This window comes from Pseudomonas sp. MWU13-2862, assembly GCF_023242495.1.
Lineage (GTDB): Bacteria > Pseudomonadota > Gammaproteobacteria > Pseudomonadales > Pseudomonadaceae > Aquipseudomonas > Aquipseudomonas gingeri_D.
The window spans coordinates 307,798-321,042 of record NZ_JALMEZ010000001.1 but is presented as its reverse complement, the minus strand read 5'-3'; the positions used below and the strand labels follow the sequence as shown (position 1 = coordinate 321,042).

Here is a 13,245-nt window from a genome sequence, read left to right as displayed (position 1 = left end):
TGACTTCTCTTTTTATATCAGTAACATACACGGCATTCCGCAATAGCTCAGTTGGTAGAGCAAGTGACTGTTAATCACTGGGTCCCTGGTTCGAGTCCAGGTTGTGGAGCCAGATAGAAGAAAAGCCTGCAGCGATGCAGGCTTTTTTTTGCGTTTTTTTCAGCCCTGTCGTCTATAGGCCCGGAGGCGGGTGCCCCCGGGGCCGGGCAATACCTTCAGCGGCGATCCAGCCACACCGTCTGCGCATTGCAGAATTCGCGGACTCCGAAGTGCGACAGTTCACGACCAAAACCGCTTTTTTTCACGCCGCCGAAGCTGACCCGAGGGTCGCTGGCGCTATAGCCATTGATGAACACGCCGCCGGTTTCCAACTCGTCAGCGAACTTGCGGGCCAGCTCCAGATCCGCGGTGTAGACGGTTGCCGTCAGTCCGAACTCGCTGTCATTGGCCAGCGCCAGCGCATGCTCGGCATCCCGCGCGGTAATGATGGATGCCACCGGGCCGAACAACTCCTGTTTGAACGAGGTCATCTGGTCGGTGACATCGGCCAATACCGTGGGCTCGTAGAAATTGCCGGAGCCGTCGGCCTTCTTGCCGCCGAGCAATAGGGTCGCGCCTTGCGCCAGGGTGTCCTGGACCTGTTGATCCAGCTCGTCACGCAGATCGAAGCGGGCCATGGGACCGATATAGGTCTCGGTTGCCAGCGGGTCGCCGACCACCAGGCGACGGGTGGCCTCGACGAACTTCTCGGTGAAGGCTGCGACTACGCCTTGCTCGATAATCAAGCGTTTGGCAGCCGCGCAGACTTGCCCGGTGTTCTGGTAACGACCGATCACGGCGGCCTTGACCGCTTCGTCGAGGTCGGCGTCATTGAGCACGATAAAGGGGTCCGAACCGCCCAGTTCCAACACGCATTTCTTCAAGGCCGCACCGGCCTGGGCGCCGATGGCCATGCCAGCGCGTACGCTGCCGGTGAGAGTGACCGCCGCAATACGTGGGTCGGCGATGGCCCGGGAAACGCCCTCCGGGGTGACATTGATGACTTCGAAGACGCCTTCGGGGAAACCGGCGCGCTTGATGGCATCCAGCAGCAGGTAGGCGCTGCCCATGACGTTGGGCGCATGCTTGAGCACGAAGGTGTTACCGGCCAGCAGCGTCGGCACTGCACCGCGCAGTACCTGCCAGATTGGGAAGTTCCATGGCATCACGGCGAGGATCGGACCCAGCGGGCGATACTCGATACGGGCCTTGCCGCCTTCCACCGGGGTCGCTTCGGCACTGAGCATGGCCGGGCCGTTTTCCGCGTACCACACGCACAGCTGCGCACATTTTTCAATTTCACTGCGGGCCTGGGCGATGGGCTTGCCCATTTCCAGGGTGATCATCTCGGCCATCTTCGTGGCGTTGTCACGCAGCGCCTGGGCCAGGGCGAGCAACGCCTGTGAGCGTTGTTCCAGCGCGGTACGGCGCCAGAGCGAAAACCCGGCCGCGGCCCGGGACAGGGCGGCATCCAGGGCCGAATCGGATTCGAAAGGGTAGTGGCCGATCTGTTCACCGTTGGCGGGGTTGATCGACAGGGCATGGGTGAGGCTGGAAATCGAAGACATGGCACCGTCCTGCTGTGTGGGTATGGCCTCAGATTACGGTGGCGTTAGTTTTCTGGAAACTGAATAATGGTGAGCATATCGTTCACGATTGGAGAATGACTTGGATCTGGTCCAGTTGGAGATTTTCAAAGCCGTTGCCGAGCACGGCAGCATCAGTGCGGCCGCCCAGCAGATCCATCGGGTGCCGTCGAACCTGACCACGCGGATCAAGCAGTTGGAGCAGGATCTGGGGGTGGATCTGTTTATCCGCGAGAAGAGTCGCCTGCGGCTGTCACCGGCGGGCTGGAGTTTCCTCGACTATGCCCGGCGCATCCTCGACCTGGTCGGCGAGGCGCGGGCCACCGTGGCCGGCGAGGAACCACAAGGCGCCTTTGCCCTGGGGTCGCTGGAGAGCACGGCGGCGGTGCGTATTCCGCAACTGCTGGCGGCCTATAACCAGCGCTATGCCAAGGTTGACCTGGACCTGTCCACCGGCCCGTCCGGGACCATGATCGATGGCGTGTTGTCGGGGCGCCTGGCGGCTGCGTTTGTCGATGGGCCGGTGCTGCATCCGGCGCTGGAAGGAGTGCCGGCCTTTGAAGAGGAGATGGTGCTGATCGCGCCGTTGCAGCATGCGCCTGTCCGGCGTGCGCAAGAGGTCAACGGCGAGAGCATCTATGCCTTTCGCGCCAACTGTTCCTACCGGCACCATTTCGAAAGCTGGTTTACCAAGGACGGCGCGGTGCCCGGCAAGATCCATGAGATGGAGTCCTACCACGGCATGCTCGCCTGCGTGAGCGCCGGGGCCGGCCTGGCGCTGATGCCCCGCAGCATGCTGGAAAGCATGCCGGGCTGCAGCACCGTGAGTGTCTGGCCGTTGACCGAGTCCATGCGTTATCTGCGAACCTGGCTGGTGTGGCGCCGAGGCACGGTGTCGCAAAGCCTGAGCATGTTCGTGCGCCTGCTCGAGGAGCAGGGCGTGGTCCGCGAGGAGGCCTGAGCCCCAGGGTAGGTTGGGAAAGTTGCTGCTGGCGGCTTAGCTGACCTCCAGTAAGTAATAGCCGGCGAAGCCCGTGTCGTTGACGGCGGTGACGGTCGCCTTGGGGTTGCTGGTGGTCACCTCGTCGGTGGTGACACCGTTGATCACTGCATGGATCGAGAAGGTGTTGCTGATGTCCAGCGTCTGGGTCTGGAAGCTACTGGTCACTACGATGTTTTGCAGAGGTTTGCCATTCTTGCTGATGGTGAAGGTCACTGGGTTGAGGCAGGTTTTCTGAAAGGCCAGTTGATTGGGGGCGACGTTTTGAAACATGACCATGTCGAAGTCATAAGCCTCTTGAGAGGGCGATTGCAGCACTTGCGCCAGAAAACCCATGCCGCCTGAAGCTGTCATCGGAGCAGAAGTGTAGGTGTTGCCATCGATCAGGGTGGTGGCGCTAACTTCATAGATGTCGTCCACCGGAATGATCGCCTGGGCGTTCGGGTTGACGTCGAGTTGCCTCACAATGACCTTTTGGTCTTTTAGGACGAGGTAAATAGCAGGGTATCGAGTCTGGTTGAGCAAGGTAATACTCATGGACGGCTCCTGGGTACGCGGTTGGCCTTCGCCCGAACAGGATCTCGGTGGCCGCTGCAAAAAACGCTCTGGAGCTTGGCTGAAATATCCAGAATGTCCAGGCTTGCCTCGATTGGGCTGGCGGTGGAGCTCTGGACCGGCGGTTGCCCGCTGCTTTGACATCAGGCAGTCAAGGGATTAACTTCGCGACTTTTTACCCGGGGCTCCAAAGGGTTGCGGGCAGTTATGGTTAAGGAAGGGCACGATGATGGAAGAAATGGTACTGCAGGACGATTTGTTTCAGACGGACAAGCGACTCTCCCTCAAGCCCGTGACGGACTTCAATGCCTTCCTGCTCCAGGCGTTTGCCGACGGGCCGTGCAAATGCCTGCGCTGTGTGGAAGCAGCGGGTGTGGAAACCGGCTATGCCTTCCAGCACAGCTTCGAACTGGGCAAGGTGGTCAACCGCCAGTTCGCCAGGACCACCCCAAGCGAGGTCCTTCTGGTGCTGAAGAAGGCCTGGCTGTCGTTCTTCAAGAGCGAACTGGAGGTTCCAGGTTTACTGGACTTGTCCAAGGTGCATGAGTTCGTGAAGCCGGAGTTGCACGTCCGGTTGCGCCCGCTGCTGCTGGCCTGTGGCCTGATCGTGGAGCAGGAAGGTGGATGGGTGTTGCAGGCGGTTGCCGAGTAACCCATAGGCAAGCGCCGCCGGCACGAAGATTAATGCTCACTTAACCTGCAACCGTTCAAGTAGCGTATCTTTTCCCGCAACCCTTCTTCATTGGCGTCCTCGATGTTCAGGTTTCAGCTGATCTTGACCCTGGTGCTCAGCCTGATGCTGCCGATCTTCGGCAGCGTGGCCGCGGCCGCGTCTTTTGCTGAACCTTGCCCGATGCCGTTGATGAACCACGCCGGGTCGAAAATGACCGGCGCCCCCTGCTGTAATGATATGGAGCATGGTGCCGCGTCCAAGTCGCCCTGCAAATCCGGCGAGGAGTGCAAGATCGGTGGACTGGTTCAGGTCCTGACGATCAGCACCTTTACCCCTGTTCCGCCGCTCCCGCTTACCCTGCAGGCGCCCGCCGTGCTCCAGTCGGCGCCGGCCGATCTGTGGCGCCCTCCGCGTTACCTCTGATGCCTTGATCCGAATCCCTGCACGCCTGCACAAAGCGGCGTAGGGGCCATCGCGACCGCTATTTGCAGCGGACGCGTCGATCCTGCATTGGAGATGAAAGCATGTTCGCTTTCCTTCCCTCACACCGCGTATTGGCCGGTGTGATCGCTGTTGTCCTGGGCGCCAGCCCACTGGTGGCCGTCAGGGCCGAGCCGCTGAGTTTCGAGCGGGCCCAGCACCTGGCCGAAAACACCGCCCCCGAAAACCTTGCACGCCTGGCGCAGGTCGAGTCGGCACAGTCCTCGGTCGGGCCCGCCGATGCGTTGCCCGATCCCAAGTTGATGCTGGGGATCCAGGACCTGCCGATCCAGGGTTCCGGGCGTTATTCCTTTGACGGCGACTCGATGACCGAGCGCCAGATCGGCCTGCGCCAGGAGGTGCCCAACAGTGACAAGCGCCTGGCCCGCAAGCAGCTGGCGCTGGCCAGCGTGGACGTCGCCGAAGCCGAGCGTCGGGCCTCGCTGCTGGAGGTCAAGCGGCAAACCGCGCTGGCCTGGCTGAATGTCTATTACGCCGAGCTCAGCGTGAAAAGCTTCGATCAACTGGATCATCAGGTCGCGCTGTTGCGCAGCACCACACCCTCTCGTATCGCCGCCGGCACCGCACAGTCGGGCGATCTGTTCCAGGCCGACCAGGAGGCCCTGGCCCTTGCCGACCGCCGTGACGAACTGGTACAGAACATCGCCATGGCCCGGGCCAAGCTGCGCCGCTGGATCGGTGCCGATGCCGACCAGCCCCTGGCCGACGGACCGCCGACCTGGGGCCCGATCCTGCCACATACCCAGCACACCCTGGCCCGCCATCCGGACCTGCAGGCCGCCACGGCCCGGGTCAGCGAAGCCAATGCCGAACTGGCCGATGCCATCGCGCAGAAGAAGCCCGACTGGGGCGTCGAGCTGGTCTACGGTCACCGTGACCGACAGTTCGGCGGCGACATGGCGTCGCTGCAATTCACCTTCGACCTGCCGCTGTTCACCGGTTCCCGCCAAGGGCCGCGGATCAATGCGCGGCAGCATGAGGTCGAGCAGCGGGAGGCCGAACAGGAAGTCATGTTGCGTGAGCACAAGGCCGAGCTGGAAAGTGGGTTGGCCGAGCTTGAGCGTTTGAAGAAAGCCCTGGAGCGCTCGCAGCAGTCAGCGATTCCCCTGGCCGAGCGCCGCGCCGAGCTTTCATTGGCCTCCTACAAGGCCGGCAAGAGCCCGTTGAACGAAGTGATCGGCGCCCGTCGCGATCTGATCGAGGCGCGGCTGCGCAGCGTCAGCCAACAGAGTCAGTTCAGCCAATTGTCCGCCAGCCTGTACTACGCCTATGTCGAGGGCCTGAAATGAACAAGCTCACTTACTCGCTGTTGACCCTCACGCTGGCCGGACTCGGTGTTGCCGGTGGCTATTGGCTCGGCCACGGTGGGCCCCTGATGTCCGCTGCGGCCGATGGCGCAAAAAAGGAACGCCCGACCCTGTACTGGTTTGACCCGATGTACCCGACCCAGCACTTCAATGCACCGGGGAAGTCGCCGTTCATGGATATGCAACTGGTGCCCAAGTATGTCGATGGCGCCGAGGACACCTCGTCCATCAGCGTGTCGCCGCAACTGGCCCAGAACCTCGGCATGCGCACGGCCTCGGTGGTACGTGAACGCCTGCCCGGCGGTCTTGATGCCGTCGGTTCGCTGGGCTACAACCAGCGCGATATCGCCAATCTGCAAGCCCGTGCGGCGGGCTTTGTCGAGCGCGTCTATGACCGCGCGCCCGGTGATGTACTGCCGGCCGGCGCGCCCCTGGTGGATCTGTTGATACCCGAGTGGTCGGCCGCGCAACTGGAGTTCGTCGCGGTCCTTGCCAGCGGCGACAGCCGTTTGATCCAGGCCTCGCGCCAACGCCTGCAACTGCTCGGCATGCCCGAGGCAGTGATCGCCCAGGTGGCGAAGACCCGCACGGTGCGTCCGCTGCTGACCCTGACCACGCCGATTGCCGGTGAGCTGCAAAGCCTGGAGGTGCGCGCGGGCATGAGCGTATCCGCCGGGATGAGTCTGGCGCGGATCAACGGGCTGGGCAGCGTCTGGCTCGATAGCGCGATCCCGGAGGCGCAGGCGACCCTGGTCCAGGTAGGGGCCCCGGTGTCCGTGGCCTTGTCCGCTTATCCCGCACAGACCTTGACGGGAAAGGTGGTGGCGATATTACCGAGTGTCGATCCGCAGAACCGCACCCTGACGGTACGCAGCCAGTTGCCCAACCCGGACGGCAAATTGCGTCCGGGCATGTTCGCCAGTGTGCGCCTCGCCGATCCCGATCCGACCCCGAGCCTGCTGGTGCCCAGCGAAGCGGTGATCCGCACGGGCAAGCGCACCCTGGTGATGCTGGCCGGGGATCAGGGCCGCTACAAACCGATGGAAATCCGTATCGGACGCGAGTCCGCCGGGCGTATCGAAGTGCTCGACGGTCTGAGCGAAGGTCAGAAAGTGGTGACCTCCGGGCAGTTCCTGCTCGACTCGGAAGCCAGCCTGCAAGGCATAGTTCCAACCGATGAAGCAATGGCTCCGATGGCACCAATGGAAGCGACGGACTCGATGGAGGGCAGGAAATGATCAAGCGCCTGATCCACTGGTCCATCGGTAATCGTTTCCTGATCCTGCTGGCGACTCTGTTTATTGTCGCCTGGGGTATCTGGTCGGTGCGCAACACGCCGCTCGATGCACTGCCGGACCTGTCCGACACCCAGGTAATCGTCCGTACCAGCTTTCCCGGACAAGCGCCGCAGATCGTCGAAAACCAGATCACCTATCCGCTGGCCAGTACCTTGCTGTCGGTCCCCGGGGCGAAGACCGTGCGCGGTTACTCGTTCTTCGGCGACTCCTTTGTCTATGTGATTTTCGAGGACGGCACCGACCTGTACTGGGCCCGTTCGCGGGTACTGGAATACCTCAACCAGGCCCAGGGTCGTTTGCCCTGGGGCGTCACCAGCACCCTCGGCCCGGACGCCACCGGTGTCGGCTGGATCTATCAGTACGCCCTGGTGGACCGCACCGGGCAGCATGACCTGGCGCAGTTGCGCGGGATCCAGGACTGGTTCCTCAAATACGAGCTCAAGACCGTGCCCAATGTGGCTGAGGTCGCCACCATCGGCGGCATGGTCAAGGAATACCAGGTGCTGCTCGACCCGCAGAAGATGGTGACCTACGGCATCACCCAGCAGCAGGTGAACGAGGCGCTGAAGAGCGCCAACCAGGAGGCTGGCGGTTCGGTACTGGAGCTGGCCGAACGCGAATATATGGTGCGGGCCTCGGGCTACCTGAAGAGCCTGGAGGACTTTCGCAATATCCCGCTGAAAACCTCGGCGCAAGGCGTGCCGGTGTTGCTTGGCCAGGTGGCGACGATCCAGGTCGGCCCCGAGATGCGCCGTGGCATCGCCGAGCTGGACGGTCAAGGCGAGGCGGTCGGTGGCGTGGTGATCCTGCGTTCCGGCAAGAGCGCCGATGAAACACTCCAGGCGGTGAAAGCCCGTATCGACAGCTTGCGCGGCAGCCTGCCGTCCGGGGTAGAACTGATCACCACCTACGACCGTTCGCAGCTGATCGACCGGGCGGTGCACAACCTCAGCTTCAAACTGCTGGAAGAGTTCGGTGTGGTGGCGCTGGTCTGCCTGCTGTTCCTCTGGCACTGGCGCTCGTCCCTGGTGGCGATCATCACCCTGCCGTTGGGGGTGTTGATGGCCTTTATCGTGATGCGCATCGAGGGCGTCAACGCCAATATCATGTCCCTCGGCGGTATCGCCATTGCCATCGGCGCGATGGTCGATGCGGCGGTGGTGATGATCGAGAACGCCCATAAACATATCGAGGCCTGGCAACTGCGCCATCCCGGCCAGAAGCTGCAAGGCGAGGCCCATTGGCGGGTGATCGGCGAGGCGGCGGCGGAGGTCGGGCCGGCGCTGTTTTTCAGCCTGTTGATCATCACCTTGTCGTTCCTGCCGGTGTTTACCCTGGAGGCCCAGGAAGGGCGGTTGTTCGGGCCTCTGGCGTTTACCAAGTCCTATTCGATGGCGGCGGCGGCGGGATTGTCGGTGACCCTGGTGCCGGTGCTGATGGGCTACTGGATTCGCGGTCATATTCCCAGCGAGCAGCAGAACCCGCTTAATCGCTGGCTGATCGCGGCCTATCGTCCGCTGCTGGATGCGGTGCTGAAATGGCCGAAAATGACCCTGGCGCTGGCGCTGCTGATCTTCCTTTCCAGCCTCTGGCCCTTGAGCCAGTTGGGTGGGGAATTTATGCCGGCGCTGGATGAAGGCGACCTGTTGTACATGCCTTCGGCGTTGCCGGGATTACCGGCGAGCAAGGCCAGCGAGTTGCTGCAGCAGACCAATCGGATGATTCGCACGGTGCCGGAAGTCGAGCATGTCTTCGGCAAATCCGGGCGGGCGGAAAGCGCCACTGATCCGGCCCCCCTGGAGATGTTCGAAACCACCATCAAGTTCAAGCCTCGTGAGCAATGGCGTGCCGGTATGACCCCGGAAAAGCTGATCGAAGCGCTGGACCAGGCGGTCAAGGTGCCGGGGCTGTCGAACCTCTGGGTGCCGCCGATCCGCAACCGTATCGATATGCTCGCCACCGGTATCAAGAGCCCGATCGGGGTCAAGGTGGCCGGCACGTCGCTGGCCGATATAGATGAGGTCGCCCATCAGGTCGAAGCGGTCGCCAAGCAGGTGCCCGGGGTCAGTTCGGCCCTGGCGGAACGCTTGACCGGAGGCAGCTACCTCGACATTCGGATCAATCGCCTGGCGGCGGCCCGCTACGGGCTGAGCATTGCCGATGTGCAGGCGGTGGTGTCCGGTGCCGTGGGTGGCAGTACGGTGGGGGAGACGGTCGAGGGCGTGGCCCGTTATCCGATCAATCTGCGTTATCCGAGGGAATGGCGCGACAGCCCGCAGGTCTTGCAGCAATTGCCGATGCTCACCGCCAGTGGGCAGCAGATCACCCTCGGTGCGGTAGCGGATATCAGCGTGAGCGCGGGGCCGCCCATGCTGCGCAGCGAAAATGGCCGGCTGTCCGGTTGGGTCTATGTGGATGTCCGGGGCCGCGACCTGGCGTCGACCGCTCGTGACCTGCAGCAACAGGTGGCGCAGCAGGTGAGGCTCAAGGCCGGGATGACGGTGTCCTATTCCGGGCAGTATGAGTTCCTGGAGCGGGCCAATGCCCGTCTGATGTGGGTGGTGCCGGCCACCTTGCTGATCATTTTCGTGCTGCTGTACCTGACCTTCGGGCGTTTCAGTGAGGCGGGCCTGATCATGCTGACCTTGCCTTTTGCGCTGTCCGGCGGTGTCTGGTTGCTCTACCTGTTGGGCTTCAATCTGTCGGTGGCCACGGGAGTGGGGTTTATCGCCCTGGCCGGGGTGTCGGCGGAGTTTGGTGTGATCATGCTGCTGTATCTGAAGAATGCCTGGACGGCGCGTCTGGATGCCGGACGGGAGGAGAACGGCGATTTGCTGGAGGCCATCGGCGAGGGCGCGGTGTTGCGGGTCCGGCCCAAGGTGATGACGGTGGCGGTGATTGTCGCCGGTCTGCTGCCGATTCTCTGGGGCAGCGGTACCGGGTCCGAGGTGATGAAGCGGATTGCCGCGCCGATGGTTGGCGGCATGATCACCGCGCCGTTGTTGTCGATGCTGGTGCTGCCGGCGGCGTACTGGTTGATGAAGCGTCGGCGTTAGAGCGATGGACCGTGTCGCCTGCTTCGCGGGCAAGCTCCGCTCCCACATTGTCCGAGTCAAACACAAAACCTGTGTACGACCGCAGACCTGTGGGAGCGGAGCTTGCCCGCGAACGGCGCGACGGGGAGCCTCTGACACCACCGGAGCGCCGAAGCGGCCCCCAGGACTTTTGTTCCTCTTTACTGGCCTGGATCAAATGGCCGAAGCGCCGAATCCCTTAGCGTGCACCTTTCACGCTAGTCATGGATGATGCACCTATGCAAAACCTGGATCGACAACACGATATCCAACCCCTTTCCCAGGTGGACATGACCGTCCACCTCAACGGTCAACCCGTACCGGCCGCTGCCGGTGAGACCGTCCTCAGCGTGCTGCAATCGGTCGGCCTGCGACAACTGGCGCGCAACGATCATGGCGAGATCGCCGGAGCCTTCTGCGGCATGGGCGTTTGCCAGTGCTGCCTGGTCTCGATTGATGGCCGGCACAAGCGCCGGGCCTGCCAGACGCTGGTACGGCCCGGCATGCAGATCGAAACCGCTGTCAGCCGCTTCCCCGTGCTGGAGGTGCTATGAGCCGCCTGCCCGTGGTGATTGTCGGCGGAGGTCCGGCGGGCATGGCCGCCGCCGCCGAGCTGGCCCGGCACGCGGTACCCAGCGTGCTGTTCGAGGAAGCCTCGCGCCTGGGGGGCGTGGTCTATCGCGGACCGTTGCGCCGCGGCGTCGACCTCGGCTATCTGGGCACGCGCTACCGCCAAGTACTGGAGCGTCTGCACGGTGAGTTCGCGCGGTATTCCGACCGGGTCGATGTGCGCCTGGGCACGCGGATTCTCGGTGGTGAAGGCACGCGAACGCTGATGGCGCTGGATGCCGACGAGCACCTGCAGCAGATCGAGTATTCGCAACTGTTGCTGGCGGCCGGCTGCCATGAGCGCAACGTGCCGTTTCCCGGCTGGACCTTGCCCGGGGTCATGCTGCTCGGCGGTTTGCAGTTGCAGATCAAGAGCGGCGTGGTCAAGCCGTTGGGCGCCACGGTGATTACCGGTACCGGTCCCTTGTTGCCGTTGGTGGCCTGTCAGTTGCACGCGGCCGGGGTGCCGGTGGCGGGTGTCTATGAGGCCAGCGCCTTGGGCCGGATCGCCCGCGAAAGCCTGGCTCTGCTGAACAAGCCGCAGATGTTTCTCGACGGTTTGAGCATGCTCGCCTATCTGAAATTGCACGGCATCCCGTTTTACTACGGCTGGGGTGTGGTCGAAGCCCAGGGGCAGGAAGAGTTGACCAGCGTGACCCTGGCGCCGTATTCCAGCGATTGGCAGCCGGACCTCGCCCAGGCGCGGCGGGTCGAAGCGCAGACCCTGGCGGTCGGTTATGGTTTTGTCCCGCGCACCCAACTCAGTCAGCAGATGGGCTTGGCCCATGGCGTCGGCGAGGACGGCTGCCTGCGGCCCGAGAGCAACGTCTGGCAGCAGAGCAGCGAACCGACCATCCATCTGGCCGGCGATATGGGCGGGATTCGCGGCGGCGAGGCGGCGATGCTGGCCGGCAGGATTGCCGCCGTGTCGATCCTGATGCAACGCGATGTGCTCGACGCCGAGGGGGCCCTGGTCCTGCGCCAGATCTACCTGGACAAACTGACGAAAATCCGCAAGTTCCGCGCCGGTGTTGATCGCTACACCCGGCGCGGTACCCGGCAGATCGACTTGCCCCGCGCCGACACATTGATTTGCCGTTGCGAACACACGACTCGCGCCGAGATCGACCTTGCTCTGTCCCAGGGCGTCGAGGACATGGCTGGGCTGAAGATGCGTACGCGGGTCAGCATGGGTGATTGCCAGGGGCGCATGTGCGTCGGTTATTGCAGCGACCGCCTGCGGCAGGCCACCGGACGCGCCGATGTCGGCTGGCTGCGCCCGCGTTTTCCCATCGAGCCAATTCCCTTTTCCGCCTTCGAGAGCCTGGGTAAGGACGCCTGAACCATGAACAGAACCTATGATGTGGTGATTGCCGGTGGCGGCGTGATCGGTGCTTCCTGTGCCTACCACCTGTCCCGGCGCCAGAACCTGCGGATCGCCCTGATCGACGCCAAGCGTCCCGGCAATGCGACCCGCGCTTCGGCCGGCGGCCTGTGGGCCATCGGCGAGTCGGTGGGGCTGGGCTGCGGGGTGATCTTCTTCCGCATGATGTCGGCCCAGCGTCGCCAGGCCCATGGTGCGGCGGTGGCGGTGGACGCAAGTACCCCGCATATCCTGCCGCCGGCATTCTTCGAGTTCGCCTTGCAATCCAACGCGCTCTATCCGCAGTTGCACCGTGAACTGATCGAACGCCATGGCATGGACTTCAAGTTTGAACGCACCGGCTTGAAATACGTGATCTATGACGATGAGGACCGGCAGTATGCCGAGCATATCGTTTCACGCATTCCGCACCTGGCGGACCAGCTGCGCTGGCTGGATCGTGAAGCACTGCGCGAAGCGGAACCGGCGGTAAGCCATGAGGCGCAGGGGGCGCTGGAGTTTCTCTGCGATCACCAGGTCAGCCCGTTCCGCCTGGCCGATGCCTACACCGAGGCCGCGCGGCAGAATGGCGTGGACCTCTACTTCAACACCAATGTCATCGGCGTTCTGCATCAGGGCGACCGGGTCAGCGGCGTGCGCACCGCCGAGCAGGGCACCTTCCATTGCGGCACATTGATCAATGCCGCCGGGGCCTGGGCCGCCGAGCTCGGCGAGCAGGCCACCGGGATCAGGCTGCCGGTCAAGCCGGTGAAGGGGCAGATCCTCCTGACCGAGCGCATGCCCAAGCTGCTGGAGGGCTGCCTGACCACCAGCGATTGTTATATGGCGCAAAAGGACAACGGTGAAATCCTGATCGGCAGCACCACCGAGGACAAGGGCTTCGATGTCAGTACGACCTTTGCGGAAGTCGCCGGCCTGGTCCAGGGGGCCATTCGCTGTGTGCCGCAACTCAAGGACATCAATCTCAAGCGCTGCTGGGCCGGCCTGCGTCCGGGCTCGCCTGACGAACTACCGATACTTGGGCCGATGGCGGGTGTCGGGGGTTATCTCAATGCCTGCGGACATTTCCGTACCGGTATCCTGACGTCGGCAATCACCGGTGTGATGCTGGAGCGGCTGGTCCATCAGGAGCCGCTGCCCCTGGATATCACGCCGTTCCTGGCGGATCGCTTCGAGGTGGGCTTGCTCAAAGGCGTCGGATAACGGTATCTATCCAGGT

At 63.1% G+C, this 13,245-nt stretch carries 11 protein-coding genes and 1 tRNA gene; 10 read left to right on the top strand and 2 right to left on the bottom strand.

From position 1 onward, the window contains the following. Positions 1-36 precede the first annotated feature (36 nt). A tRNA-Asn gene (locus M5C56_RS01525) sits at positions 37-112 on the top strand. Positions 113-215: 103 nt separating this feature from the next. Here M5C56_RS01525 and M5C56_RS01520 read toward each other — a convergent pair. Continuing rightward, positions 216-1,607: an aldehyde dehydrogenase family protein gene (locus M5C56_RS01520; protein WP_103498969.1), complete on the bottom strand. Its 1,392-nt coding sequence runs from the start codon at positions 1,605-1,607 to the stop codon at positions 216-218. 100 nt (positions 1,608-1,707) lie between these two features. Between M5C56_RS01520 and M5C56_RS01515 the strand changes: the two genes are divergently transcribed. After that, positions 1,708-2,586: a LysR family transcriptional regulator gene (locus M5C56_RS01515; protein ID WP_103498970.1), complete on the top strand. Its 879-nt coding sequence runs from the start codon at positions 1,708-1,710 to the stop codon at positions 2,584-2,586. 36 nt (positions 2,587-2,622) lie between these two features. On the opposite strand, the gene M5C56_RS01510 is transcribed toward M5C56_RS01515, so the two are convergent. Continuing rightward, on the bottom strand, positions 2,623-3,162 hold the full coding sequence (locus M5C56_RS01510) for a hypothetical protein (protein WP_103498971.1): 540 nt from the start codon (positions 3,160-3,162) through the stop codon (positions 2,623-2,625). A gap of 247 nt (positions 3,163-3,409) precedes the next feature. Here M5C56_RS01510 and M5C56_RS01505 point away from each other — a divergent pair, with 247 nt between their 5' ends. The 8 genes from M5C56_RS01505 to hcnC all read left to right on the top strand — a co-directional run bounded on the left by M5C56_RS01505 (position 3,410) and on the right by hcnC (position 13,229). Further along, positions 3,410-3,832 (top strand): hypothetical protein, encoded by a 423-nt coding sequence (locus M5C56_RS01505; protein ID WP_103498980.1) that lies wholly within the window; start codon positions 3,410-3,412, stop codon positions 3,830-3,832. A 102-nt stretch (positions 3,833-3,934) separates the two neighbouring features. Further along, positions 3,935-4,276: a hypothetical protein gene (locus M5C56_RS01500; protein WP_247262998.1), complete on the top strand. Its 342-nt coding sequence runs from the start codon at positions 3,935-3,937 to the stop codon at positions 4,274-4,276. A gap of 101 nt (positions 4,277-4,377) precedes the next feature. After that, positions 4,378-5,643, top strand: coding sequence for a TolC family protein (locus M5C56_RS01495; RefSeq protein ID WP_103498972.1), 1,266 nt, complete (start codon positions 4,378-4,380; stop codon positions 5,641-5,643). After that, a complete protein-coding gene (locus tag M5C56_RS01490; protein WP_103498973.1) occupies positions 5,640-6,899 on the top strand; it encodes an efflux RND transporter periplasmic adaptor subunit in 1,260 nt (419 codons plus the stop codon). Before M5C56_RS01495 ends, M5C56_RS01490 begins: the two co-directional genes overlap by 4 nt. Then, positions 6,896-10,015 (top strand): efflux RND transporter permease subunit, encoded by a 3,120-nt coding sequence (locus M5C56_RS01485; RefSeq protein ID WP_103498974.1) that lies wholly within the window; start codon positions 6,896-6,898, stop codon positions 10,013-10,015. The genes M5C56_RS01490 and M5C56_RS01485 overlap by 4 nt, the downstream gene beginning before the upstream one ends. A gap of 257 nt (positions 10,016-10,272) precedes the next feature. Next, complete coding sequence (gene hcnA, locus M5C56_RS01480) at positions 10,273-10,587, top strand: cyanide-forming glycine dehydrogenase subunit HcnA (protein WP_103498975.1); 315 nt, start codon at positions 10,273-10,275, stop codon at positions 10,585-10,587. Beyond that, positions 10,584-11,984, top strand: coding sequence for a cyanide-forming glycine dehydrogenase subunit HcnB (gene hcnB, locus M5C56_RS01475; protein WP_103498976.1), 1,401 nt, complete (start codon positions 10,584-10,586; stop codon positions 11,982-11,984). The genes hcnA and hcnB overlap by 4 nt, the downstream gene beginning before the upstream one ends. 3 nt (positions 11,985-11,987) lie before the next feature. Continuing rightward, entirely contained in the window at positions 11,988-13,229 is a 1,242-nt protein-coding gene (hcnC, locus tag M5C56_RS01470) for a cyanide-forming glycine dehydrogenase subunit HcnC (protein WP_103498977.1), read from the top strand. The last annotated feature ends 16 nt before the right edge of the window (positions 13,230-13,245 follow it).